Here is a 25,728-nt window from a genome sequence, read left to right on the forward strand (position 1 = left end):
CATGGACTGACGTCATGGGTGATTGGCCGGTTTGGCCGCTTGTTGGACCTGGTCCCACACCCGCAGGAAGTTGCCGCCCCACAGCTTGGCGATATCGGCTTCGGAGTAACCGCGCTGGAGCAGTTCGGCGGTGACGTTGCGGGTGTCGCCGACGTTCTCCCAGCCCTGAAGGCCGCCGCCGTCGTTGAAGTCCGACGAAATGCCGACGTGATCGATGCCGATCTTGCGCACGGTGTAGTCGATGGCATCCCCCCAATCCTTGAGGGTGGCCTTGGGTTCGTCTTCGAGAATGGCGTATAGCGCCTGGGCGTATTGGCCGAACTTCTGCTCGGGCCATGCGGCGATGATCGCGTCCCCCGGCATCAGGGCCATCGCCAGGTTGGGCAACGGTGGCAAATCGAAACGGGCGCGCAGGGCGTTGAGCGTGTCCTGGGTCGCTTGGCTCAGCGGGCGCAAATACGCCGGGAAACCCACCACCTGCACCACGCCGCCGCTGCGCTTGATCAGTTGCAGCTCTTTGTCGCTGAGGTTGCGCGGGATCTCCACCGAGGCGCGTGGTGCCGAGTGGGACGCCACCAGCGGCGTGCGGCTCAGTTGCGCAACCTGCTCCAGGGCCTTGGTCGACATCTGCGACACATCGATGATCACCCCCAAGTCGTTGAGGCGGTGTACCGCTTGCTGGCCGATGTCCGACAGCCCGTCGAGGGCATCGGTGGAGTCATTGAAAAACGGCAGCGGCCGCGATGAGTCGGACCAGGCGTTATTGCCGATATAGCTGAAGCCGAACATGCGCATGCCGCGTGCCGTCCACAGGTCGAGTTGGTTCAGGTCGGTGCCCAGCGGGTAGGCGTTGAGCATGCTGATAAAGACCGCGAATTTGCCTTCGCCATGCAGGCGCCGAAAGTCATCCGGGGTGTAGGCGATGCCCACTTGGTTGGGGAAGTCACGCACCATGCCGGAGATGATTTTGTAGCGCACCTCCTGCTCGTGGCGGGCTTCCTCGACAAACCCGTCGCTGGGCTTGTGCGGCGCGTTGGGGCCATTCCAGATTTCCGGCCAGCCGAAAATCGTCAGCGCCGCCCCGGACAATCGCCCGCGCCGCGCCTTGGCCAGGTCGAACTGGCCGCCGCGATCCTGGTCGGCCTCGTTGCCGGCGGTGCCGAAATCCAGCGGTACGGTGATATGGCTGTCGAACGACAACAAGCGGTCCTGCAAGTCATTGGCCTGCTTGATCACCGCCAGCGGGTAGCCGGCAGTGCCCTTGAACCAGTGATCCCAGACCAGGAAACCGACCCCGGCGCCGATGGCCAATGCCAGCGGCAGGCCGATAAACAGCGCCTTTTTCGAACGTGGTTTTGTCATTGCCATCTCAGTCAGTTGAGGCCTTTGCTATCTGGGAGGAACGAGCGATGAGCGGGGAAATTTAGGCCGTGGCGACGGCGCGGTAAATTTCCCCCACAGGCAAACGTTCTAGCTCTGATAAAGCCGCTTCCCAAGGTAGACAATGACGATCTCTCGACGTGGGTTCATCGCAGGCCTGGCGCTGACCGGCGCCGCCGTGCCTGCGGCCCTTTATGCCCATCGCGAGTGGACGCGTGAAGCATTCCCCATCACCCCCGGCGAAGCCACGGTGGATCTGGCTGACACCGCCGGCCAACACTTGGCGAACACCCTGCGCGGGGTGTGGAACCTGCGCTTGGAAGGCCGCGACGCCGGCCTCAAGGGCTTGCCCACGCAGGGCCTGGCGTTGCTGCTTGATGTCGCGCCGCGTGGGCGCGGCCTGCGTGGCTATCTCGACACGACCGAACACCTGCGCGCCGATGGCGAACCGCGCTACCGCATCCTGGGTGATTTGCTCACGGGCGAGGGCACCGAGCTCTATTGGCGCCTGATCGACCGTGACGCCGCAGACGGCGCGCCCGCCTACGAATTCAGCATGACCGTTGATGAAGTCTGGGGCGTGTTCGGCAATGCCGGCAGCGGCACCCTCAGCGGGCGGATCCTCGACCTCGCCCGACCCCTGGCGTTGACCGAGCCGGATAATCGCTTTGTCGCGCATAAACAGCTATTCCCCGAAGCCCGCCAGCGCATCGGCCTCAACCCGTCGCTGCTGGCCTGGTTGATTTCCCCCGAACACCGCCTGTTCCACCAACTGTGGCACGCCACCCGCGATCAATGGCACAAGCTCTCCGAGGACAAACGCGAGGCCCTGCGCGGCATCGGCTGGCAGCCCGGCCCACGCGGTAAGGAGCGCGAAGCGCGGGGCAAACTCAAGGATCGCAACGGCTCGGGCATCGACTTCTTCTTCATGCACCGCCACATGCTCGGCACCGCACGCTCGATGCAGGACTTGCCGTCGTGGCCTGCGTTCCCCGAACCGCAACCGGCGTTGGAACGTGATCGCCTGGGCTTCCTGCGTTACTTCGATAACCACGACGGTTTTGCCCTGCCGCCCACCTGGCGGGCACCGGACGACGGCGACTACACCCAATGGGTCAGCGATATCAAGGCCGCTGAGACCTACCACAGCAACTTCCAAGTATGGGAATCCCAATACCGCGACCCGCGTTACCTGGCCAAGCTGACCCTGGGCCAGCTCGGTTCTGAAATGGAACTGGGCCTGCATGACTGGCTGCACATGCGCTGGGCCTCGGTGCCTCGCGACCCCTCCAACGGCGCGCCCGTGCCCTTCGCCCGCGACCCGGCGGACTTTGCCGCGCGTTGGTATGCGCCCGAAAACGACTTTCTTGGCGATCCGTTTTCCTCCCACGTCAACCCAGTGTTCTGGCACTTCCATGGCTGGATCGACGACCGCATCGAAGACTGGTTTCGCGCCCATGAGCGCTTCCATCCGGGCGAGGTCAACCGCCTGGAGGTCAACGGCGTGGCATGGTTCGCGCCGGGGCGTTGGGTCGAGGTCGGCGACCCGTGGCTGGGCCCGGACACCCATGGCTGCAGCACCACGCCGGGCTTGCAGAGGGGGCGCTCGATGGAGATGGACCCCGAGACCATGAAGCTCGCCCTGCGTATTACGTTTGCTGCGCAAGACGAAGCGCTGCAAGGCTTGTTCAAGCGGGTGCCGAAGCGGCCGTGGTATGCGCGGCATTTGAAGGTGAAGGCGCGGGAGGTTTAGGCGTTTTTTGCTGGGGTTCAATGTTTATGATGTAAAACGGCGGCGGGGTGGTTTATCTCCTGGTCCCTGAACGTTCGCTTGCTTATATGTTTTAGTACTAGTGGTGTGGAAAAATATCGAAATGGATTTATATAAAACTCCATATTTCTACTGTTGTTTTGTTGTATGCCTATAGGGTTAAGAAATATCTGACAGTTAAATCCCGGCTCGGGGTTTAAATCTTAAATATTCTTTGCAATAAAGATAATCTGCGTGATTTGTGGGAAATATCTCCGATGCGCAATGGAAAGTTCCCGTCCGTGATTCGGGGGGTGGTAAATTCCCGCAGTGATACTTCATTCTAGTGAGCAAGGGGATGCCGTGTGCCATGTAGCACGTTGGTGTTCCAGAGTGGGGATTTAACTTCATTAAGTTCCCGTCTTACTTTTCTCTAATGGCTGATCAGCGCTGTTGGAAAAATCACGGAATGAAGCGATGACGCTAAGCAGCTTTCAAAATGAAGTGCCAAAGGCCCGGGTTAATATCAAGCTCGACCTGCATACCGGCGGTGCGCACAAAAAGGTTGAGTTGCCTTTGAAACTGATGGTGATGGGTGACTACAGTAACGGCAAGGAGCAGCGTCCGCTCTCCGAGCGCAGCAAGGTTGATATCAATAAAAACAACTTTGACAGCGTCCTGGGCGAGTTCTCGCCGGGTCTGAAGCTGGCTGTCAACAACACCTTGGACGACGATGCGTCCGACACCGCTGTCGAACTGAGTTTCCGGCGCATGAAGGACTTCGAGCCCGAACAGGTAGCACGGCAGATTCCACAATTGCGTGCCTTATTGGCGATGCGCAACCTGTTGCGTGATCTCAAATCGAACCTGCTGGATAACGTGACCTTCCGCCATGAATTGGAACGCATCCTCAAAGATGACGCGCTCAGTGACGAACTGCGCGCTGAGTTGGCGGCCTTGGCGCCCGAAGAAGAACGTTAATTCATAACGGTAGTTTAAAGGGAAGTTAAATCATGTCTTTAGAACATTCCAACGTGCAATCGCGCGGCGCAACAGTGTTGTCTGAAGAGTCTGCGGGTGTCTATGCTGCGCTGTTTAATAAAATCAATTTAAGTCCTGTTTCTGAGTTGGCAGGTATTGATATCTTTCAGAGCTCGGACGCGCTGTCTGAAGTGTCCGTCGATGAACGGGTGACGGCGGCGGTTAGTGTGTTTTTAAACTTGCTTAAGCAAACGCCGCAAAAAATCGAGCGATTGGATAAAGTCCTGCTGGATGAACATATCGCTTCGCTGGACAGGCAGATTGGCCGTCAGCTCGATGCAGTCATGCACCATCCTGACTTCCAGCGCGTCGAGTCAACCTGGCGCGGTGTGAAATCGCTGATTGATCAGACAGATTTCCGTCAGAACGTTCGCATAGAACTATTGGATGTCAGCAAGGACCACCTGGTACAAGACTTCGAGGACGCGCCAGAAATTGCCCAGAGTGGCTTGTACCTGCATACCTACACGCAGGAGTACGACACCCCGGGTGGCGAGCCGATTGCGGCGGCTATCTCAAACTATGAATTCGATCGTAGGCCTCAGGACATCGCGCTGCTGCGCAATATTTCCAAAGTGGCCGCCGCCGCGCACATGCCGTTTGTGGGGGCCGTCGGCCCAGCCTTCTTCGGCAAAGAGACTATGGAGGAGGTGGCCGCGATCAAAGACATCGGCAACTACTTTGATCGTGCCGAATACATCAAGTGGAAGTCATTCCGTGACAGTGATGATGCGCGTTACATCGGCCTGACCATGCCACGTGTCCTGGGGCGCTTGCCCTATGGGCCCGACACCGTTCCCGTGCGCAGTTTCAATTACATCGAGACTGTCAAAGGGCCGGATCACAACAAGTACCTGTGGACCAACGCATCGTTTGCCTTTGCCGCGAACATGGTCAAGAGCTTCATCACCAACGGTTGGTGCGTGCAGATTCGTGGGCCGCAATCGGGTGGTGCGGTGACTGAACTGCCGATCCATTTGTATGACCTTGGCACCGGCAATCAGGTCAAGATCCCTTCCGAAGTGATGATTCCGGAAACCCGTGAGTTCGAGTTCGCCAACCTCGGGTTCATTCCGCTTTCGTACTACAAGAACCGCGACTATGCGTGTTTCTTCTCGGCCAACTCCGCGCAAAAGCCGGCGCTGTACGACACGGCCGATGCCACGGCGAACAGTCGAATCAACGCGCGCCTGCCTTACATTTTTCTGCTCTCACGCATTGCTCACTATCTGAAGCTGATCCAGCGCGAAAACATTGGCACCACCAAGGACCGGCGTTTGCTCGAGCTGGAACTGAACAAGTGGATCGGCGGGCTGGTCACCGAGATGACTGATCCGGGCGATGACTTGCAGGCCTCACACCCGCTGCGGGATGCGAAGGTTACGGTGGAAGACATCGAGGACAACCCCGGTTTCTTCCGCGTCAAGTTGTATGCCGTGCCGCACTTTCAGGTCGAGGGTATGGACGTGAACTTGTCGCTGGTTTCGCAGATGCCCAAGGCCAAAGCCTGATTCAGTCGTAGGGAAACGATGCCATGAATATCGATCGCCCTCTGTGGGCCGCCGGGGCGTTGCTGTCGCCGCAGCAATTCCAGCAACAGGCACGCTGGGAGGCTTGGACCAACGAACAGCTCGCGCACTTGGCCCTGGCACACCCTTGGGGTGTCCAGGCGGTGGGGTTCGACCTCGACGCATTGCGGCTGGGTAAGCTCAAGGCGACTCAACTGCGTGTGCGCATGCCTGATGGCACCTGGATCGACACTGAGCAGGTGGACCGCCTGCCTGCCGCCTTGGAACTGGCGCAGGTGCTGGCTGACGACGATCAGGCCGTGTTATTGCACGTGGCCTTGCCCCTGGAGCAGGCCAATGGCAACAACTGCCTGTTCGAGGGCGGTCGGGCCGATCGACCGATGCGCTACTGCCAGTCTTGGCGTGAAGTACAAGATCTTTACGCCGATGAGGTGCAGTCGATTGGCGTGCTGGAGCATGCACTGAGCCTACGCCTGCAGCGTGATGACAATGCGGATTACATGACGTGCCCGGTCGCACGTCTGGTGCGCGATGGGCAGGGAGCCTGGAGCCTCGACCCGGCCTATGTGCCGCCGTTGCTGAGTTTCGCCGCGCACCCGGGGCTGCTGAACCAGTTGGACAACCTGTTGACGCAGTTGTCCGCCAAGCGGCAAAGGCTCATGGGGATGCGGCGGGAAAGCAACCAGCGCATGGCCGACTTTGCCGTTGCCGACGTGTCGCTGTTCTGGCTGCTCAATGCCTTGAATACCTATCAGCCGGTATTGGCCGATCTTCTGGAGTTCCCCGCACGCCATCCCGAGCAGGTCTACCAGCAGTTGATCAAGCTGGCCGGCAGCCTGCTCACGTTTTCGCTGGAACACGATGTAGACAAGATCCCCGCATACCGGCACACGTCGTTGGAAGCAGTGTTCCCGCCGCTGATGCACACCCTGTCGCTGTTGTTGGAGGCCAGTCTACCGTCGCGGGTCGTTGCTCTGGTGCTGGAGGTGCAGGGAATTAATCGTTGGCAGGTCACGCTGAATGACCCGCGCTTGCGCGAGCGTGAGGGGGCCGATTTCTATCTGTCGGTGCGCAGCCGGTTGCCGGCGGCGCAGGTGCAGGAGCAGTTCCCGCGCCTGTGCAAGATCGGTACGCCGGATGATGTCGATTATCTGATCAACGCGGCACTCGACGGGGTGCCGTTGCAGTCCCTCAGCCATGTGCCGGCGGCGATTCCATTGCGCCTGGAAAATCAATACTTCGCGCTGGATCTCGGTCATTCCAAGGGGCAGGCGGTGTTGGACGAAGGGGTCTGCGCTTTCTACGTTCCAAGCAGCTTGGTCGACGTCAAGCTGGAACTGTTTGCGGTGCTGCGCTCATGAAACCGACGCCTTCCAACGCGCAAACCGCAGTGGCGGTGGATATTGACGCGCTGTTACAGGACACCTACCTGTTGGTGGTTGAGTTGCGCCAGGGCGCCTCGGTGCAGCCTGGTCGGGAGTTGGGCGAACTTTGTGTCGAGCAGGTTGAGCAGACTCGGCAGCGCCTTGAGCGGGCGGGCCTGAGTCCGCGCAGTATCGACCACATCAGTCATGCTCAATGCGCGCTGCTCGACGAAGCGGTGCTGACCTGCGCCGACGCCGATGCCCGTACCGATTGGGCCAGCGCACCGTTGCAGGCCAAGTTTTTCAATCGTCATCAGGCCGGTGAGTTCCTGTACGAGGCCATGCGTGACGTGTTGAGCGAGCCTGCGCCTGACCGGCATGTGCTGACGGTATTTCAGCGCGTATTGATGTTGGGTTTTCGCGGGCGCTATCGTGATTTGAGCGACCCCGAACGCGAGCAATTACGGGTGGCTCTCGACGCACAGGTGGCGCCGTTCAAGGTCAGTCAACACGCGCCGACGCAGGTAGGCGGTGGCGAACTGAGCGCGGGTTTTGGTTGGCTGCGTTCACCTTTGATTCATCTGCTGACAGTGGCCCTGTTGCTCGTTGCGACGTGGTGGGGATTGGATCATCTGTTGAGCGATGCGATTGCCTCGCTCTTGCCGGATCAGGGGTGAGTGCCAGATGACCTTCAATCTGCATCGCATCCTATACCTGTGGGCGGGTGTCCTCGTGCTCGCGTTGCTGCTCATCATTCCGCTCGCGCTGTGGGCGCGTGTACTCGGCGTGTTGATCGCGGTGTGCTGTGTGGCGTGGGCCTGGGTATCACTGCGCCTGCGCGCCGAACGGCAGCATGGGTCGCTGAGGTTGGCCGAGGGCAGGGGGCTACCCGCCGCTGGGTTTCGTCACCCGGTGGTGCTGGTCTGCGGTGATGGCCTGGATGGGCTGTTCGGCAGGGTTGCCGCCGAGCGGTTGGCCCTGCGTGTGACTGAGCAAGGGTGCTACGTGCGCGTACCGAGCCTGGAGCAACTGCGGGTTGTCACTGATCAGGTTCTGGCCGTGCGTCCGGGCTGGGCCGGGCAACTGGGCGTGATGTTCAGCGTCAGTCCCGGCGCGCACAGTGATGGGGCCGTACTCGCCGGTCAGGTGCGCGCCTTCAGTCATCAGGTGGCCTTGGCCCGCAAGCGCGGCGTTGCGCTGCCGCTGTTGCTGGTGAGCTACCTGCAAACCTTGCAGGGCGAGGCGCCTTGGTTCTGTTGGGGCAACGGGCAGGCCGAGGTCCGTGTGTGTGATGCGGGTGCTTGCGTCAGCCTGGATGACTGGCAACAGCAACCCGCTGACTCACCCAGGCAGGCTGCCCGGATGCACGCAAGCGTTCAGTTGAACAGCACTGTGGCCTGGCTTCACGAAGCGGTATTGCCGCACCTTGTCACTCGCAATGCTTCGGGTCTGGTGGCGACCTGCGCAGTCACGTGGGTGCCGGCATTGCCGCATGCCGTGAAGGGGAACCTGTGGCAGCACTGGTTACGCAGCAAAGTGGCGCTGGCGGATCACAGAGAGGCCGTGACGAATGCGGTGTTGCCGTTCCCGGACCCTTTGCTCAACCTGCTGCCGCTCGGCCCGCTGCGTTCCCCGGTGCAACGTGCAAGCGTTATTGCGCTGTGGTTGTTCGCCGTGGCGGGTGTTGTCGCGCTCGCCAGTTCGGCGTGGCAGAACGCCCTGTTGCTACGCCAAGTCAGCGATGACTTGCGACGTTATTCGGCTATCCCGCAACCGACCCAGCGTAACCAGCGCGAGTTTCTTTGGCGTGAAAATGCCCTGACCGTGCTGCGCCAGGACGCCCAGCGTCTGGACGCGTACTACCGGCACGGTGCGCCCCTGGCATTCGGCTTGGGCCTGTATCGCGGCGAACGCATGCGCGCCGTGCTGCAGGCGGTGCTGGCCGCTCACGTTGAACCGCCACCGGCCACATCACCGGCGCGGGCTGCCCGCCCGGTGCGGTTGGACAGCCTGTCGCTGTTCGCCAGCGGCAGTGCCCTGCTTAAGCCGGATTCGGCCAAGACCCTGATCAATGCGCTGGTCGATATCAAGGCCCAGCCCGGCTGGCTGATCGTCATTTCGGGGCATACCGATGCCACTGGCGACCCCGAAAACAACCTTCGACTGTCCCGCGCCCGCGCCGCTGCCGTGCATGACTGGATGCAGCGCTTGGGCGGCATTCCCGACAGCTGCTTTGCCGTGCAGGGCTTTGGCGCCAGCCAGCCGATTGCTGGCAACGACACCGAGGCGGGGCGTGCAGCCAACCGCCGCGTTGATATCCGTCTGGTGCCTGAGGCGGGGGCCTGCGTGCTTCCCGTCGCACACCCGGACAGGCAACCCCCGGTCGCATTCCGCGACATTTAAATCTACGAGAAAAAGGAGCTTCACATGGCAATTCCCGTTTACCTCTGGCTGCAAGACGACGGCGGCGCAACTATCAAGGGTTCGGTGAACGTGCAACAACGCGAGGGCAGCATCGAGGTGGTTGCCCAGGATCACAGTCTGTACATCCCCACCGACAATAACACCGGGAAATTGACCGGTACGCGGGTTCACACACCGTTTCTGTTTTCCAAGGAAATCGATGCGTCCAGCCCCTATCTCTACAAGGCGGTCACCACCGGGCAAACGCTCAAGAGTGCTGAGTTCAAGTGGTACCGCATCGACGATGCGGGGCAGGAGGTCGAGTACTTCATCACCAAACTCGAAGACGTCAAAGTCGTGAAAGTCGCGCCGAAAATGCACGACGTCAAAGACCCGAGCAAAGAGAAGCACAACCACCTCGAGCAGGTGGAGTTGCGTTACGAGAAGGTCACCTGGACCTACAAGGACGGCAACATCATCCACTCCGATTCATGGAATGAACGCCAAAGCGCTTGATACGCGTGGAGCAGCAGGTGGGCCTTTGCCTGCTGGCTCCCGGTGTGCTGGGTTGAGCGTCCGTTCGCGGGCGTTCAGCCAAACACATCGAGTTTCAAACCCGCGGCTGGCGTTATCGATGACACACCACCATCACCGAACAAGGATGTAACCGTATGGCCCAACATTCCACGCGCTTGCTTCGCCGTCTCAACCCTTATTGCACCCAGGCGTTGAGTGCAGCGGCTACGTTGTGCCAAAGCCGTGCCCACGCGCAGGTCACCATCGAACACTGGCTGCTCAAGTTGCTGGAGCAAGGCGAGGGCGACCTGACCCTTATCGGCCGTCGCTACGAATGGGATATGGATGCACTCTGGCGCGGCCTGATCGACCACCTGGACACCCTGCCGCGCAGCGTGCAAAACAAGCCACAGCTGTGCGGCAAGCTGCAACAACTGATCAAGAATGCTTGGCTGCTGGCATCCCTGGATGGCAATAACGAGATCCTGCGCTCGGCGCATTTGCTCGGTGCGCTGCTGGAAACTCCGAGCCTGCTGGTGTGCGACGCCACTTGGCCGCTGCTTAGTATCAGCGATGCCCAGTTACAGCGGTTATTGGTGTTGCTCGACCAGCGCTCCGAAGAACGTGCGCAAGCGCAGCAAGAAGCGGCACGGGACCACTCCGAGCTGCCCGCTTTATCCGGCACCGATGAACCGGGTGCCCTGAAAGTCATCTTGGACAAATTCACCCACGACCTTACTGCCAAGGCGCGGGCGGGGCAGATCGACCCGGTGTTTGGTCGTGACGATGAGATCCGTCAGGTGATCGATATTCTCAGCCGTCGGCGCAAGAACAACCCGATCCTGGTGGGGGAGCCCGGCGTCGGCAAAACCGCTTTGGTTGAAGGTCTTGCGTTACGCATCGTAGAGGGCAATGTCCCCGACAGCCTCAAGCAGGTCGCCTTACGCACCCTTGACCTGGGTTTGTTGCAAGCGGGCGCCGGGGTCAAAGGCGAATTCGAACAACGCCTGAAAAACGTCATCGAGGCCGTGCAACTGTCGCCGCACCCGGTGCTGCTGTTTATCGATGAAGCCCATACTCTGATTGGCGCTGGTAACCAGGCGGGTGGTGCGGACGCCGCCAACTTGCTCAAGCCGGCCCTGGCGCGTGGCGAGTTGCGCACGGTCGCCGCCACGACTTGGGGTGAATACAAACAGTATTTTGAACGCGATGCCGCCTTGGAACGACGCTTCCAGATGGTCAAGGTCGACGAGCCGGACGACGCCAACGCCTGCCTGATGCTGCGCGGCCTCAAGGCGCGCTACGCCAGCCATCACGGCGTGCACATCCAGGACGCGGCGGTACAAGCAGCGGTGACGCTTTCACGGCGCTACCTGACCGGCCGCGAACTCCCCGACAAAGCCATCGACCTGCTCGACACCGCCAGTGCACGGGCACGCATGAGCTTGGACTGCGAGCCGCAAGCGCTGGTGCGCCTTAAGGCCCAGCAGACGGCCCTCGAGCTGGAACGCCAGGCCCTGGAAGAAGACCAGCAACTGAGCGGCAGCCCCGCCAGCGAGCGCCTGGCGATCATCGACGCGCAGCACGCCGAGTTGCACCGCCAGCTAGTCGGGCTTGAGGCGCAATACCGCAACGAACTCGAGCTTACCCAGCAATTGCGCGATGCCCGTCAGGCAGAACCAGCACAAAGGACCGTCTGCCTGCAATTGCAACAACAACTGAGCAACGCCCAGGGCAACCAGCCACTGCTGTCCCTCGACGTCGATGCGCGCAGTGTGGCCGAAGTCATCGCTGACTGGACCGGCGTACCGCTGGGCAGCTTACTCAAGGACGAACAAGCCAACCTGCTTGAGCTGGAATACCAACTGGGTGAGCAAGTGATCGGCCAGGACCCTGCGCTCAGCGCTTTGGCCCAACGCCTACGCGCAGCTAGGACCGGCCTGACAGATGAAAAAGCCCCGCTGGGCGTATTTTTGCTGGTCGGCACTAGCGGCGTCGGCAAAACCGAAACGGCGCTGGCGCTGGCCGACACGCTGTTCGGCGGCGAAAAATCGCTGATCACCATTAACCTCTCGGAATATCAGGAAGCCCATACCGTCAGCCAGCTCAAAGGCTCACCTCCCGGCTACGTCGGTTACGGTCAGGGCGGCGTGCTCACCGAAGCCGTGCGTCAACGCCCCTACAGCGTGGTGCTGCTCGATGAAGTCGAGAAGGCGCACCGCGACGTTCTCAATATTTTTTACCAGGTCTTTGATCGGGGCTGTATGCGCGATGGCGAAGGTCGGGAAATCGACTTTCGCAACACCGTCATCCTCATGACTTCCAACCTTGGCAGCGATGAACTTCAAACTTGCCTGCAAGAGTTCCCCGACGCATCCGACAGCACCTTGCACGCGTTGCTGCGCCCGATCCTGCGCGAACACTTCCAGCCAGCCTTATTGGCTCGTTTCCAAACCCTGATTTACCGCCCGCTTCAAGCCGACGCCCTCCAACGTATCGTCGCCATCAAACTCGCCCACGTTGCCAAGCGCTTGCAGCGTCATTACGGATTGGATTGTCAGGTCGACGCAGCCCTCAGCGCGGGGCTGGTTGCGGCCTGCCTGCTGCCCGACACAGGCGCGCGCAACATTGACAGCCTACTCAACCAGCAGATTCTGCCGGTCCTCAGTCAGCGGTTGTTGCAACGCCAAGCCGCCCGGCAGAAAACGTTTGGCGTGACCTTGGGCTACAGCATTGAGGAAGGGATTGTCCTGCATTTTATCGACGCCCAAGACGCTGTTTCGCCCGTTGCGATGGAGGCCTGAACATGCTCAACCAACTGCGCAGCTTCTACGACCACAGCCGGCACACACTCAGCGTGCGCGACGTTGATGCACTGCTTGACGTCCTGGCCTTTGAGGGCAAAGAGGGCCTGAGCCAACCCTTCACCTATCGCATAGAGTTCACCAGCACCGAACGTGACCTAGGCGCCGAAACCCTGCTCGGCCAGGCCGCCCGTTTCAGCCTGCACGCCCCACCGCAAAAACCACCGGCCTTGGGCTTCAGCGCGCCCGAGATCAAACCGCTGCGTACCCTGCATGGGGTGGTCACCGGCTTCAAACGCCTGTCCGGCTCCGCTGATGAAGCCCGCTACGAAATCACCCTGCAACCGCACCTGGCTCTACTTGGCCAAGGCCGACAATTTCGCATCTACCAGCACCAATCTGTACCGCAGATCGTCGAAAGCATCCTGCGCAGCCGCCACGATTTTGAAGGCCAGGACTTCCTTTTCAGCCTGGTGCGTGAATACCCCAAACGCGAACAGGTTATGCAGTATGGCGAGAGCGATCTGGCCTTCATCTCGCGCCTGCTGGCCGACGTCGGCATCTGGTACCGCTTCACCAGCGACGAACGCCTGAATATCGACGTGGTGGAATTTCACGATGACCAGCGTCACTACCAGTTTGACGTGGCGTTGGCCTACCGCCCGCAATCCGGGCTCAGCAGCAGTGGCCAGGACGGTGTGTGGGCCCTGCAATCGAGCCACCACGTGGTGGAACAGCACGTCAATATCCGCACCTACCATCACCGCGTGGCCAATGCTCATCTGAACGGTGACATCGACCAAACTCGCGGCGCCAGCGGCACCTATGGCGAGGCTTATCACTACGCCGAACCCTACACCGTCATGGGCGATCGCTACGCCCATGACGAAGACCTGCAAAGCGAAAGCGGCTACTTCTACGCCCGGCTGCGTCACGAGCGTTACCTCAACGGCCAAACGCGACTCAGCGGCGTCAGCAGCAGCGCAACCCTTGCTCCTGGGCAGGTACTTAAAATATCCGGCGGCGCGCCACAGGCTTTCGCGCCAGGTGCGGTGATCACCCAACTGATCAGCCGCGCCGCTCGCGACGCCAGTTACGAAGTGACGTTTGAGGCCATTCCCTACTCGGAAACGGTGTGCTTTCGCCCGGAGTTACAAGACAAACCGCAAATCGCCGGCACCGTCCCGGCCCGCGTCACCAGCCCGCAGGCGCATGACCCCTACGGGCACATCGACATCGAAGGGCGCTACAAGGTCAATTTCCTGTTCGACCGCGACGCCTGGAAACCCGGTGAAGAAAGCCTCTGGCTACGCCTGGCCCGACCCTACGCCGGGGATACCCACGGCCTGCACCTGCCGTTGATTCCCGGCACCGAAGTCGCCATCGCCTTTGAACAAGGCGACCCGGACCGGCCTTACATCGCGCACGCGTTGCACGACAGCCAACACGTTGATCATGTGACTTTGCGCAATTACAAACGCAACGTGCTGCGTACTCCGGCGAATAACAAGCTGCGCATGGATGACACGCGGGGGCAGGAGCATATCAAGGTCAGTACTGAGCACAGTGGTAAGAGCCAGCTCAACCTGGGGCATCTGGTGGATGCCAAGCGTAAAAAACGTGGCGAAGGATTTGAGCTGCGTACAGATGCTTGGGGAAGCATTCGCGCAGGCAAAGGGTTGTTCATCAGTACGGATACACAGGCCAAGGCCTCTGGTGATGTGCTCACCATGGCGCCCGCCACCGATCTGGTCGCGGGAGCCAAACAACAAATCGCGGATTGGCAGGCAATCGCCCAGTCTCACCACAGCCGCAAGCCAGCCATCGATGGGCTGCAACAGTTCCAGGACAACGCCAAAGACCTGAACGCCTCGGCCATCCTACTCAGTGCGCCCAAGGGCATTGGCGCCGTAACCCCAGAATGCTTGCTGCTCAAAAGCGGCAACGCGATGTACGTGCAAAGCAACGACGAGATCAACCTGGCCGCCGCTCAACGGCTGTCTGTCCACGCGAATCAGGCCATTTCCCTGCTTGCCCAGCAGGAAGGCATGCGCCTGGTGTCCGGCAAGGGGCCGCTGGAAATCGAATCTCACGGCGACGTGATGAAGCTGATTGCCCAGCAAGACATCACCCTGCAGACCGTACAGGGGCATCTGCAACTGACGGCGAAGAATGGCATCACCCTGGGGTGTGGAGGCGGCTATATCCGCATTACGCCCCAAGGCGAGATCCAGATTCATGGTCCGGGGTTGATCAGCATTAAGGGCAAGCATCGGCTGAATCCAGGAACCAGTGAGGAATTCCCGTTACCTCAATTGCCCAGCTCGGTGTGCAAGGAGTGCCTGAAAAAGGCGCAGGCCACGGCCCAGGGCTTCGTACCCAGGGGCGCACAAGCATGAGCGCTGTTCCTCGCAATACCTGGATAGAACTGCTGGAAGTTTCCTGCTCACAAGTCTCCGTTACGTGCCTGGATATCATCATTGATCAGGCCGGCAGCGACTCCCCATTACTGCCCAGTGTTCTCAGCGTCGAGCCCGCACTGCCTTGGTATTCACTATTCACCGGGTTGCCGGAGGCGGGTGCCGACGAATTGGCACCGTTGCTGGTCCGTGTCGATTTGGCGCAGCCCCTGCAACGCCAGTGGCTGGTTGGCCTCGTGCAAGCGCTGAATGGCCGCTCGCAATTGTTGGTGCTGGGGTCGCTCTGGCCCTTCCAGGCTTTGGCTGAACACCTCGGTCGGTGCCTGGAAGTGCGCAACGGCGGGTACCTGGGGTTGTTGCGTTATTACGACCCGCGGCTGTTCCCGTTGCTGTTTAGCCATGTGCTTGAACCCCAGCAACAGCAACCGTTGTTACGCCCCGCGGTTTTCTGGAGCTGGCTGGATCGCGACGGCTCTCCCAAACGGCTTGCGGGTGCGGCCGATACGCCCGAGTTGCCGGAGGATTTCACCCCTATCGAACTGAGCGACAGCCAACTGGAAACGCTTAGCTGCGCAAGTGATGCCACGGTGGCGATGGTGAGTCTTGCCGATGCGTTGCCATCCGCGTGGCGTGCCGAACAGCGCTTTCAGGCGTGCTACGCAGCAATGCTCGATGCCACCCAGGCCGGGTTGTTACTCAATTCCCAACGTGAAGCCCACACCCTCGACAGGTTACGTAACGCCTGCGCGACCCACACCAGCGAAGACAGGAAATGAACGTTATGCCCAGACCCACGGACGGCAGGTATCGCCTCGCCCTGCTAGGAGCCCTTGTTGGCGCATTGCTCGCGCAAAGCGCCCTGGCCAGCACCCTTGAAGCCATTAACCACACCCACTGGGCGATCAACCGCTTTAGTGTCGACGGTCGATCGGGTATCGACATCATCGGTCCGTATCAGGGGGGCGGGGGAGGTTGCTGTTACGTCGCTCCGTCGCGCTGGCAGCCGGGAATGACCGTCCGCGTTGATTGGGAAACAGGAGCTGGTAGTTCAAAGGGATATCCCGGAACTGGAGATTGGGATAAGTATTTAGCATGGATTGAAAAGATAGATGCGCAAAAACGTCGACATACGAAGTTAGTGCCGGTCCCCGACTATACCGGCCAAAAAGTTTGTGGCCTAACCGTGCATTTCCTGCCCTGCGATGCCCTCCAGGTCACCACCTCCTGTTATGCCTACGGCAGCCCTGAATACCCGATCAAGACCCCGCTGCACTTGCCGGAGCCCAAGTCATGTCCGAAGTGAAACATGCCAGTGTCTGGCTCCCACCGGCGTTTCCTGTGGAGGGGCGCTTGCCTCGACGCGTTGAACAGGTCCAACAAAATATCCTGCGCCAGTGCGAGCAGGAGCGGGGCTACCAGGATGCCCTGTGCCTGGCGGCCGGTTATCGGGTCACGCCACCGTGCTGCAAGACGTTGCACATCAGCCTGTTCTTCGATGGTACCGGTAATAATCTGAATGATGACCTGTACATAGCCAATAAGCCGCACCCGACCAATATCGCCCGGCTGTTTCGCGCCACCGTCGGGGATGGGTATGCCGGTGGCACCGGGCACAGTGACAAGGCCAAGCGTTTGACCGATGCGACGGGCACCGGCAATGGCCAGTACTTCAAGTACTACATGCCCGGCGTCGGCACGCCGTTTGCGGAGGTGGGCGACCTGGATTTCACCGCTGTCGGGCTGGCGGGCGCCTGGTTCGGCGAAGAGCGGATCAACTGGGGACTGCTGATGCTTATCGATGCCCTGCGGCGCACGCTAGGTTTGCCTCGACAGGACAACGCGGGCCTGAAGGCGGCGGTCGGCGCCATGGGCACGTTGCCAGGGCTGGAATTTATCAAGGGCCAAGCCAACCGTGCCGCAGTGTTCAGCAAGCAGCTCAAGGCGATTGAAAAGCCGCTGCGCCTGGCGCTGGCACAGCCAAACCCCGGCTCGTCGAAACTGTTGGGCATCAAGTTGTATGTTTTTGGCTTTTCCCGTGGCGCGTCGGCGGCGCGGGCCTTTGTCAGTTGGTTGAATGAGCTGATGCGTTACCGACCGTTCCTTAAACTGGACGATCTGGAAGTCCCGCTGAGTGTGGAGTACCTGGGGTTACTGGACACCGTGGCCTCGGTGGGCATTGCCGATATTATGCCAGGGGCAGATGGGCATATGGCCTGGGCCGATGGTAATCAGGAGCTTCCCGGTGGTGGGCTGGTCAAGCGTTGCCTGCATCTTGCGGCTGGTTTTGAGCAGCGCCTGTGTTTTCCGCTGGAGTCGATTCGCCGCGAGAGTGGCAGTTATCCGGTGAACAGTGTGGAAGTGATCTATCCGGGGGTGCACTCGGATTTGGGTGGAGGGTATCCGCCTGGGGATCAGGGGAAGGCCACCGGCAGGGATGACCGTCTGCTGCTGTCACAGATCGCGTTGCACGACTTATATGCTGACGCTTTCGTTCATGGTGCACCGTTAAAGGTACCTCCAGGTTCCCTGCCAATAGGGTTGCGCCATGAGTTATGGCGTGCAATGGAAACTGATGTGGAAAGGGCATTTGCTGTTGCGCCGGCTCTGGTCAACCGCTTCAACGCCTGGCGCCAGATGACCCTGGGCCTGCCCCATGTTTCCCACCCTCTGCCCATCGAACAAATTGAACGCTACCAGCCCCTCGCGACCACCACCACGCTGGAACAGGCCGCACGCACCCAGTTGGGCTGGATCACTGCCTGGCGCATCGACCGCTATGCCTTCGCCAGCCTGAAGCAGAAATCGTTCTACCTTGAGGCTAGCGATACCGAAGCCGACCCGGCAGTACGTAAAAAAGCGGAGTCGGATCGCAACGAGAAACAGGCAACGATTAAATCAAAGCGCAAGGTGCAACTCGCCCTTGAGCGCAGTGGCCAAGCGCAGCCAAAAACACCGGAGCCTGGCGTTAAGGATTTCGACGCGGACATGGGGCAAACCCAACTGCGCGAAGCCGCCGAGGAGTTTGGTGCCGCCTACCGCGACCCCGATCACCTGGCCTCCAACCTGAGTCGGGTATTACCGGCTAACGCTCCACCCGTGGCGGTGTTGCGCATCATCACCGCTGACGCACGCGTCGAGTGCCGGCAGATGAAAGCATCGGGTCGGGCCAGGGTAAGTCAGCTGTTTCCGCCGCCAGCCGGTCAGCACAATCATCCAAACGAAAATACCCGGGGTCCGGTAGACGAAACCAGCAACGCCTCGCAGCCTGCGGGGTTGTTGCGAGCGCTGCTGGATGATCAGGTCCACGATTCCCGCGCCTGGTTTCTTTATTCAATGGGGCGCGAGTGGATGGGCAGCTATTTCCGTGAGCGCATGGTGTTTTTCGGCGAAGCCAGCAGAAGAGAGCTTGCGCTTAATCCTGAAGTGAAAGCGACGATGCTCGCCGGGCTCACGCCTTTGCCAAGCTCGGGACTTTCCGTTGCCGCTCAATTCCCCGTCATGGATGCACAACGTATGGCCGAGGCTCAGCAAGCCATCGAGGCGCACTGGCACGCTTATTACGCCAAGGTTAGCGAGGTGAGCAATGCGCCGGCCTGATCTTGTCTTTCGACGCTCTGCTCCAGGAGGAAAACTCATGTCCAATCCTATTTCGTATCGAGTGCTGATGGCTGCCTTATGCGGTCTGGTTGGGGCTGTGCTTGTGCAAAGTGCTCAGGCCAGCACCCTTGAAGCTATTAATCACACTCACTGGGCCATTAACCGCTTCGGTGTCGACGGTCGCTCGGGTATCGACATTGTTGGGCCGTACCAAGGTGGCGGGGGAGGTTGCTGTTACGTCGCCCCGTCGCGCTGGCAGCCGGGAATGACTGTGCGTGTTGATTGGGAAACCGGAGTGGCTTATTCCTATGACAACCCTGGCCTTGCTGATGAGGCTAAGTACGATGCTTGGCTAGACAAAGTCGATGCCCAAAAACGCCAACACAGCAAACTAGTCCCCATCCCCGACTACACCGGCCAAAAAGTCTGCGGCCTAACCGTACATTTCCTGCCCTGTGATGAACTCCAGGTCACCACCTCCTGCTACGCCTATGGCAGCCCCGAATACCCGATCAAAACCCCGCTGCACTTGCCGGAGCCTCAGTCATGTCCGAAGTAATGTGCGGTCTTAATCGGGAGGTGCGGTGATGAAGCCGTTGATTCGTCAAGGAGACACGTTGGAAGAATTTGGCGGCGAAGTGCTGGAGGGGCATTACGAGTGTCATGGTAAGCCGATGGCCTGTCAGGGCGACGCCGTGCGCTGCAACCTGCACGGTCGCACCGAGATCGCCGAAGGCACCGACCTGCTGCACATCGACGGCCGGCCGGCGGCGCAGCATGGCCACCGCTGTAAATGCGGATGCACGCTGGTCAGCTCAATGCCGGACACGCAGGTGGCCTATTGAATGCCGCGCCTGAGTTTGCCGCTTATCCCTTGGTTCCAGCCCCGGTGTACTCACGCTGGATGGTCAGCGGAGTGACCTTGCTGGTTGTTTTGGCCGGTGTGGGCGTGGTGTTGCGATCGGTCATTGAACCGCATGTGGCGGTTACCGCTGTGGCCTTTGCATCACTGGTCTGGTTGTTGGCATTGCTGTTGCGCGTGTTGTACTTTCGCCTCAATCGGCATAACGCACAGCGTTATCACGAGGCAGCCGAACAGGTCAGCCAGGCGTGGTGGATGCACCATCGGCAGCATGTCGGGCTGGTCGAGTCCGTGCTGGTATCCGCGCCATGCACCACGCCGGAACAGGGGCTACTGCTATTCAGCTCAGACCACCAGCCACCCGCGCCGCAGGCAACGCTTGAAGGGCGAGCGATTCATCTTGTTCAGGTGTTTGGAAATGATGTCGCCGAACGTGAGCGCAATTTAGCGATTTTGCTCGCACTACAGTGGCACCGACAGCGTGATGAACACTCAGCCGCGCAGCCGCGCAGCCGCTACGTTGCTACTGGCAGGGTTCGCTGTCGGCATGGCAAGCATTTGCCGAACAAATGGCGCTGTGTTCTCCCCCGGTTCAACTGCCTGAACAGCCAGAACCTTGGGAGGGTATTCGTACCCTGGATTCGGTTATTGACCAATTGCAGGGCGCTCCCGCAACGGCCTGCGTCCTCTGCGCCGGTTGCCAATCCTCGACTATCCAGCAGGAAAATCCTTTGCCGGCAGGAGAGGCGGCGGTGCTCTGGTTATTCGGCCCTGAAGGCGCTGTGCGTTTTTCTCGCGGCGAATGGTTTTCGGCTGATACCGAGCAACTCTCTACGGTCGCTAAGCGTGCTCTGCAGCAGCGCGAACTAATCGCCCCCACTGACGTGTGCGTGTCGTTCGCTCAGCCAACTGTGCCTGAGTTGCCTGCCGCTGGCTGGAACACTAAGCAGCACGTGCAAGACGCCAACTTCGGCGCCCTGGAGCATCTACAGGCCATGGTCGTACAAACCCTGGCTGCCTGGTACGCCGAGCTACATCAGGTGCCTTGCGCCTGGTTGGCGAACGACCCTCATCACACCCTGGCCCTTGGAGTTGTGGAACCCGATGACTCAAATAGTTGAATCTCCGAAAATATCCTCTGGGAAGACGGCGTTATTGCTCGCTGTGATTCTGGCGGTACTTGTCGCTGCGGGGGCCGCGATCTGGTGGTTGTTGATGGAGCCTAGGCTTCTCAGCCGTGCCGTGATGCGGGATGTCGTGCTTAAAGGCATATTGCTGTGGGCATTGTTGTTCGGCATGGCGCTGGTGGCCTGGCAGATTGTCCAAAAGGGCATCCGCAAGTTAGTGCTCGGTTCCCGGTTGTTGCCAGTGCCCCCTCCCGCCGAACCCGATGGACAGCCGGACCTGGCAGAGATAATTCAAGGCCTGCGCAAGCACTACGGCCTCTTCTGGCGCCACAAAATCCGCCTGCTTCTCGTCATCGGCGAACCCACCGAAATCGAAGCCATCGCCCCCACACTGGCTAATCAGCAATGGCTCGAAGGCCAAGGCACAGTCCTGCTGTGGGGTGGCAGTGCCCAGGCCGCGCTGGATCAATCATTCCCTAAGCACTGGAGTGGGCTGAGCCGCAGGCGTGCGCTGGACGGGGTGGTTTGGGCGTTGAACAAAACCCAGGCCGCCGACGATGCCGCGATGGGCAAAGGTGTACGCCAGGTGCAGCGCCTTGCCCGTGACCTGCACTGGCAGTTGCCGTTATACCTCTGGCAGGTCTGCGACAGTACATGGGCGCAGGACACTCGCAAGGCGCAGCCGGTGGGTTGCCGGTTGCCCGAGCGGTTCACGGCGGCGGCATTGGAAACCGCCCTGACGCGCTTGCTGGAGCCTTTGCGCCGCGAGGGCTTGGCGCAGATGAACGGTGTGATGAAGCATGATTTTCTGCTGCGCCTGTCCCGGGATTTACAGGGCGAGGGCATCGCCCGCTGGTGTCAGACGCTGGCGCCGCTGGGTAGCGACTTTGCCCAGGGTGTGCCGCTGCGTGGGGTGTGGTTCAGCCTGCCGGTACAGCGCTCGCCGCATGATCAACAACAGGAGTGGTCGGTTGCCCCGGTGTGGCACGGCGTACTCGGCGATAACGCCAGTGGCCGCCGGCTGGGCTGGAGCGTGCCGCGCGTTGGCTATGCGCTGGTGTTGGGTTTGGCGACGTTATGGGGCGCCGGATTGTTGCTCTCGTTTGTCAGCAACCGTGCGCAAATCGCCCAGGTGCAAAGTTCGTTGGCGGCATTGCAGCAGACGGGCAGTAGCGACGAGCAACTCAGCGCACTCAACGATCTGATGCGCGAACTGGCGCGTCTGGATTACCGCGCCGAACACGGCGCTCCTTGGTACCAGCGCTTCGGCCTGAATCAAACCCCAGCGCTGCTTGAAACGGTGTGGCCACGCTACGTCGAAGCCAACAACCGCCTGATCCGTGACCCGGCGGCGGACAATTTACGACGACAGCTAAACGCGTTGATCAGCCTGCCTGTGGGCAGCGAGCAACGGGCAGCGCGAGCCCAGTCTGCCTACGAGCAACTGAAGGCTTACCTGATGATGGCGCGCCCGCAAAAAGCCGACGCCACCTTCCTGACCAAAGCCCTGCGCAACGCCGAGCCGGTGCGCGACGGTGTATCGCCGGGACTTTGGCAAAGTCTGGCGCCTAACCTGTGGCAGTTCTATGGCGAGCACTTGGCGGCGCACCCGGCCTGGGCTATCAACGCTGACCCGAGGCTGGTTGCTCAGGCCCGACAGGTTCTGCTTGGGCTGTTGGGCCAGCGCAATGCAGAAACCAGTCTTTACCAGCAGGTCCTCGACACAGCGGCCAATCAATACCCAGCGCTAAGCGTGCAAAACATGGTGGGTGAAACCGATGTTCTGGCGCTGTTCTACACCGAAGCCAGTGTACCGGGCGTGTTCACCCGCCAGGCCTGGGAGGGCCAGGTGCGCCAAGCCATCGATGCGATCGCCGACGCGCGTCGTGAAGAAATCGACTGGGTGCTCAGCGACAACCAGACCGATATCGCCGCTGAGCTGACCCCGGATGAACTCAGAGAGCGGCTTACCGAGCGTTACTTCCAGGATTACGCCAGTGCCTGGCTGGGCTTTCTCAACAGCCTGCGCTGGAACCCAGCCAATAGCTTGGGCGATGTGATCGACCAACTGACCTTGATGACTGATGTGCGCCAATCGCCGCTGATTGCCCTGATGAACACGCTGGCCTATCAAGGGCAGGCCGGCACTCGCAACCAGGCCCTGGCCGACTCGTTGTTACAGTCCGCGCAAAAGCTGATCGCCAAGGACAATGGGCCGATGATTGATCAACTGGCACAAACGCCGCGCAGTCCGCTGGATGCCACTTTCGGGCCGTTATTGAGCCTGCTCGGCAAAGACCCCGAGGGCAAGGCCGATAATGACCGGTTGAGCCTGCAGGCGTTCCTGACCCGCGTCACCAGGCTGCGCCTGAAATTACAGCAAGTCAGCAATGCGCCTGATCCGCAGGAAATGACCCAGGCCTTGGCGCAAACCGTGTTTCAAGGCAAGAGCGTCGACCTGACAGACACGCAGTCCTACGGCAGCCTGATTGCGGCCAGCCTGGGAGCAGAGTGGAATGGGGTCGGCCATACGCTTTTTGTGCAGCCTTTAGATGAAGCGTGGCAACGGGTGTTGCAACCCTCGGCTGCCGGGCTCAATAGTCAGTGGCAACGCTCAATCGTTGGTGATTGGCAGAGTGCTTTTGCTGGGCGCTATCCGTTCGCGCAAACCGCCAGCGATTCCTCGTTGCCGATGCTGGGGCAGATGATTCGCGCCGACTCTGGGCGTATCGAGCAGTTTTTACGCAGCCAACTGAGCGGTGTGCTGCGCAAGGAAGGTAGCCGCTGGGTCGCCGACCCGCGCCATAGCCAGGGGTTGCGGATTAATCCGCAGTTTCTGGCGGCGATTAACCAACTGAGCCATCTGTCCGACGTGATCTATACCGACGGCGGCGTGGGTTTGAGCTTCGAGCTTCAAGGCAAACCGGTGCGAGATGTCGTGCAAACCACCTTCATCCTCAATGGCGAACACCATCAGTATTTCAACCAGAAAGAGCGTTGGCAGCGTTTCAATTGGCCTGGGCGCGGTGACCATCCCGGCGCCAGCCTGAGCTGGACCAGCATCCATACCGGCGAGCGCCTGTTCGGTGATTACCAGGGGACTTGGGGCCTGATCCGCTTGCTGGAAAAAGCTCGAATCACCCCCTTGGACGACGGCGACAGCCGCTACCGCATGGTCCTCAAGGCCCCCGATGGTTTGAACCTGACGTGGAACCTGCGCACCGAACTGGGCGCGGGGCCTCTGGCCTTGCTCAAGCTGCGTCACTTCACGTTGCCGCCACAGATCTTCCTCACCCAAGGCACCGCGCAAGTGCCGTATGCGCAGAGCGGGGTTTTTGAATGAGCCTGTACACCTTGATCACCCATTGTCTGGGCGAGCGCGACCCCTTGGCCTTGGCCCGCAGCCAAGCCGAGCGCTGGCAGACGTGGCTTCAACCGATCAGCGCAGACTCGCCTGTAGGCGAAGACCCAGGCTATGACGATGACTTCCAACGCATGCGCGAGGAGGTCAACAAGCTCTCCGGTGCGGATGCCGAGCGGGTGGTTCAACTGGCAGAACAGCTGCTGATCCACACCTGCAAAGACCTGCGCGTCGCTACGTATTACCTGTGGGCGCGCGTGCAGAAGGACGGGGAGGCCGGGTTGGCTGATGGCCTCAGTTTGCTCGCCGCGTTGGTGGAACGTTTCGCTGCCGATGTGCTGCCGTCGCGGCCCAATAGCCGCAAGATGGCGCTGGAATGGCTGGCCAGCGGCAAGGTGCTGGACAGTCTGTCGCTGTACCCCGAAGTGGTGCGCAGCGAAGCCGAGCGCACGGCGGCGGCGCTGGCCTGGCTGGAGCGTGGGCTTGAGGCCTGGCCGCAAGATCAGCGCCCGGCACTCGGTGCGCTGTACGGCGCGTTGTCCGCTCGATTGACGCAGTCCGGAGGGGTTGATGCGCTCGTGCCGCAGCACAGCGCCAGTCACGAATCGACTGTGCAGACGGCGGCGCCGAGCGCCACGGCCATCAAGTCTGGGCGCGACTTGCTGGACAGCGGTAGGGCGTTGGCCGGCTATCTACGCGAGCAGCCCCAGGGCTGGCTGGCGGCGCATCGGCTGATGAAAAGTTTGCGCTGGGACACGGTACACCAGGTGCCGCCTGAGGAAGCCAGCGGCAATACGCGGCTGGCATCTCCCCGAGGTGATTATCGGGCGCAGCTCAAGCGCCTTTACCTGCAACAACGCTGGACTGAATTACTCGATCAGGTCGAACGAATGTATGCCGAGAGCGTGAACCACTTCTGGCTGGATTTGCAGTGGTACTTGTACCAGGCGCTGAGCAAACAACCCGCGCCACAAGACGGCTGGGCGGACATCATCAAGCGTGACTTGGGTATGTTCCTCGAACGCTTGCCCGGGCTGGAACTGTTGCACTGGAACGACGGCACGCCCTTCGCCGATGAGACTACCCGCGACTGGATCACCCAGCACGTCAGTGGCAACCGCACGCAGCAATGGCTACCGGCACCGAAGGCGGTGCTGACCACGAGCGATGCCGAGATCTTGTCGCTGGAGGACGAGGCGGTGGCCCTGGCCGACAGAGAGGGCGTGGACGTGGCGCTCGGTTGGCTGGCGGCACGGCCGGGCCTGCAGACCGGGCGCCAACGCTGGTTGCTGCGCCTGCTGATGGCGCGTGTCGCCGAGCAATACGGTCAGGGCGATTTGGCCATGCACGTATTGGCCGAACTGGACGCTACCGCGCAGCACCACGCGCTGGCGTGCTGGGAGCCGGAGCTGAATTTCGAGGTCAAGGCCCGGCTGCTCAAGCTCTTGCGTCAAAAAGCGCAGCGCACCGATGCAGACAAACCCACGCTCGCCCGGCGCACCGAAGCGCTGTTGGCGGCGTTGGTCGCCATCGACCCGGTACGCGCCGCCGTGCTCTGCGGCTAACCCTCATTC

19 protein-coding genes are annotated in these 25,728 nt (G+C 60.7%); 18 read left to right on the forward strand and 1 reads right to left on the reverse strand.

Annotated elements, in window-relative coordinates; translation table 11 throughout:
- Positions 1–12 precede the first annotated feature (12 nt).
- Positions 13–1,362 carry a pyoverdine-tailoring dipeptidase-like protein PvdM gene (gene pvdM / locus ACS5Q8_RS12445; protein WP_443697408.1) on the reverse strand — a complete coding sequence of 450 codons (1,350 nt, stop codon included), beginning with the start codon at positions 1,360–1,362 and terminating at the stop codon, positions 13–15.
- Positions 1,363–1,504: 142 nt separating this feature from the next.
- On the opposite strand from pvdM, the gene pvdP reads away from it, so the two are divergent.
- The 18 genes from pvdP to tssA all read left to right on the forward strand — a co-directional run bounded on the left by pvdP (position 1,505) and on the right by tssA (position 25,719).
- Positions 1,505–3,133, forward strand: coding sequence for a pyoverdine maturation tyrosinase PvdP (pvdP, locus tag ACS5Q8_RS12450; protein WP_443695787.1), 1,629 nt, complete (start codon positions 1,505–1,507; stop codon positions 3,131–3,133).
- A 474-nt stretch (positions 3,134–3,607) separates the two neighbouring features.
- Entirely contained in the window at positions 3,608–4,111 is a 504-nt protein-coding gene (gene tssB, locus ACS5Q8_RS12455) for a type VI secretion system contractile sheath small subunit (protein WP_465160361.1), read from the forward strand.
- Positions 4,112–4,143: 32 nt separating this feature from the next.
- Complete coding sequence (tssC, locus tag ACS5Q8_RS12460) at positions 4,144–5,682, forward strand: type VI secretion system contractile sheath large subunit (protein ID WP_465160247.1); 1,539 nt, start codon at positions 4,144–4,146, stop codon at positions 5,680–5,682.
- A 23-nt stretch (positions 5,683–5,705) separates the two neighbouring features.
- The gene (gene tssK, locus ACS5Q8_RS12465; RefSeq protein ID WP_465160248.1) at positions 5,706–7,061 is read left to right on the forward strand and encodes a type VI secretion system baseplate subunit TssK; all 1,356 of its coding nucleotides are present in this window, start codon (positions 5,706–5,708) and stop codon (positions 7,059–7,061) included.
- The gene (tssL, locus tag ACS5Q8_RS12470; protein ID WP_276197748.1) at positions 7,058–7,741 is read left to right on the forward strand and encodes a type VI secretion system protein TssL, short form; all 684 of its coding nucleotides are present in this window, start codon (positions 7,058–7,060) and stop codon (positions 7,739–7,741) included. The genes tssK and tssL overlap by 4 nt, the downstream gene beginning before the upstream one ends.
- Positions 7,742–7,748: 7 nt before the next feature.
- Complete coding sequence (locus tag ACS5Q8_RS12475) at positions 7,749–9,467, forward strand: OmpA family protein (protein ID WP_465160249.1); 1,719 nt, start codon at positions 7,749–7,751, stop codon at positions 9,465–9,467.
- Between the two features lie 24 nt (positions 9,468–9,491).
- Positions 9,492–9,983, forward strand: coding sequence for an Hcp family type VI secretion system effector (locus ACS5Q8_RS12480; RefSeq protein ID WP_276197750.1), 492 nt, complete (start codon positions 9,492–9,494; stop codon positions 9,981–9,983).
- A gap of 155 nt (positions 9,984–10,138) precedes the next feature.
- Complete coding sequence (gene tssH, locus ACS5Q8_RS12485) at positions 10,139–12,787, forward strand: type VI secretion system ATPase TssH (protein WP_465160250.1); 2,649 nt, start codon at positions 10,139–10,141, stop codon at positions 12,785–12,787.
- 2 nt (positions 12,788–12,789) lie between these two features.
- Positions 12,790–15,186 (forward strand): type VI secretion system Vgr family protein, encoded by a 2,397-nt coding sequence (locus ACS5Q8_RS12490; protein WP_465160251.1) that lies wholly within the window; start codon positions 12,790–12,792, stop codon positions 15,184–15,186.
- On the forward strand, positions 15,183–15,983 hold the full coding sequence (tla1, locus tag ACS5Q8_RS12495; RefSeq protein ID WP_465160252.1) for a toxin Tle1 chaperone Tla1: 801 nt from the start codon (positions 15,183–15,185) through the stop codon (positions 15,981–15,983). Before ACS5Q8_RS12490 ends, tla1 begins: the two co-directional genes overlap by 4 nt.
- The gene (gene tli1a, locus ACS5Q8_RS12500) at positions 15,980–16,510 is read left to right on the forward strand and encodes a Tli1a family immunity protein (RefSeq protein ID WP_426103222.1); all 531 of its coding nucleotides are present in this window, start codon (positions 15,980–15,982) and stop codon (positions 16,508–16,510) included. Before tla1 ends, tli1a (ACS5Q8_RS12500) begins: the two co-directional genes overlap by 4 nt.
- Before the next feature lie 170 nt (positions 16,511–16,680).
- A complete protein-coding gene (locus ACS5Q8_RS12505; protein WP_465160253.1) occupies positions 16,681–18,804 on the forward strand; it encodes a T6SS phospholipase effector Tle1-like catalytic domain-containing protein in 2,124 nt (707 codons plus the stop codon).
- Positions 18,805–18,841: 37 nt separating this feature from the next.
- Entirely contained in the window at positions 18,842–19,363 is a 522-nt protein-coding gene (tli1a, locus tag ACS5Q8_RS12510; protein ID WP_465160254.1) for a Tli1a family immunity protein, read from the forward strand.
- A 28-nt stretch (positions 19,364–19,391) separates the two neighbouring features.
- Positions 19,392–19,649 carry a PAAR domain-containing protein gene (locus ACS5Q8_RS12515; protein WP_465160255.1) on the forward strand — a complete coding sequence of 86 codons (258 nt, stop codon included), beginning with the start codon at positions 19,392–19,394 and terminating at the stop codon, positions 19,647–19,649.
- Positions 19,646–20,536: a hypothetical protein gene (locus tag ACS5Q8_RS12520; protein WP_465160256.1), complete on the forward strand. Its 891-nt coding sequence runs from the start codon at positions 19,646–19,648 to the stop codon at positions 20,534–20,536. The genes ACS5Q8_RS12515 and ACS5Q8_RS12520 overlap by 4 nt, the downstream gene beginning before the upstream one ends.
- A gap of 20 nt (positions 20,537–20,556) precedes the next feature.
- Complete coding sequence (locus ACS5Q8_RS12525; protein WP_465160257.1) at positions 20,557–20,787, forward strand: hypothetical protein; 231 nt, start codon at positions 20,557–20,559, stop codon at positions 20,785–20,787.
- 34 nt (positions 20,788–20,821) lie between these two features.
- Positions 20,822–24,136, forward strand: a complete 3,315-nt coding sequence (locus tag ACS5Q8_RS12530) for an ImcF-related family protein (RefSeq protein WP_465160258.1) — start codon at positions 20,822–20,824, stop codon at positions 24,134–24,136.
- On the forward strand, positions 24,133–25,719 hold the full coding sequence (tssA, locus tag ACS5Q8_RS12535; protein ID WP_465160259.1) for a type VI secretion system protein TssA: 1,587 nt from the start codon (positions 24,133–24,135) through the stop codon (positions 25,717–25,719). The genes ACS5Q8_RS12530 and tssA overlap by 4 nt, the downstream gene beginning before the upstream one ends.
- Positions 25,720–25,728: the final 9 nt, after the last annotated feature.

Source organism: Pseudomonas sp. PAMC25584, from assembly GCF_058135675.1.

Coding starts and splice junctions, on each gene's coding strand:
- ACS5Q8_RS12480 (WP_276197750.1), top strand. CDS start 9,492: ATGGCAATTCCCGTTTACCTCTGGCTGCAAGACGACGGCGGCGCAACT.
- ACS5Q8_RS12515 (WP_465160255.1), top strand. CDS start 19,392: ATGAAGCCGTTGATTCGTCAAGGAGACACGTTGGAAGAATTTGGCGGC.
- tssK (WP_465160248.1), top strand. CDS start 5,706: ATGAATATCGATCGCCCTCTGTGGGCCGCCGGGGCGTTGCTGTCGCCG.
- ACS5Q8_RS12490 (WP_465160251.1), top strand. CDS start 12,790: ATGCTCAACCAACTGCGCAGCTTCTACGACCACAGCCGGCACACACTC.
- tssB (WP_465160361.1), top strand. CDS start 3,608: ATGACGCTAAGCAGCTTTCAAAATGAAGTGCCAAAGGCCCGGGTTAAT.
- tssA (WP_465160259.1), top strand. CDS start 24,133: ATGAGCCTGTACACCTTGATCACCCATTGTCTGGGCGAGCGCGACCCC.
- tssH (WP_465160250.1), top strand. CDS start 10,139: ATGGCCCAACATTCCACGCGCTTGCTTCGCCGTCTCAACCCTTATTGC.
- tssC (WP_465160247.1), top strand. CDS start 4,144: ATGTCTTTAGAACATTCCAACGTGCAATCGCGCGGCGCAACAGTGTTG.
- tla1 (WP_465160252.1), top strand. CDS start 15,183: ATGAGCGCTGTTCCTCGCAATACCTGGATAGAACTGCTGGAAGTTTCC.
- tli1a (WP_465160254.1), top strand. CDS start 18,842: ATGTCCAATCCTATTTCGTATCGAGTGCTGATGGCTGCCTTATGCGGT.
- ACS5Q8_RS12475 (WP_465160249.1), top strand. CDS start 7,749: ATGACCTTCAATCTGCATCGCATCCTATACCTGTGGGCGGGTGTCCTC.
- pvdM (WP_443697408.1), bottom strand. CDS start 1,362: ATGACAAAACCACGTTCGAAAAAGGCGCTGTTTATCGGCCTGCCGCTG.
- tli1a (WP_426103222.1), top strand. CDS start 15,980: ATGAACGTTATGCCCAGACCCACGGACGGCAGGTATCGCCTCGCCCTG.
- tssL (WP_276197748.1), top strand. CDS start 7,058: ATGAAACCGACGCCTTCCAACGCGCAAACCGCAGTGGCGGTGGATATT.
- pvdP (WP_443695787.1), top strand. CDS start 1,505: ATGACGATCTCTCGACGTGGGTTCATCGCAGGCCTGGCGCTGACCGGC.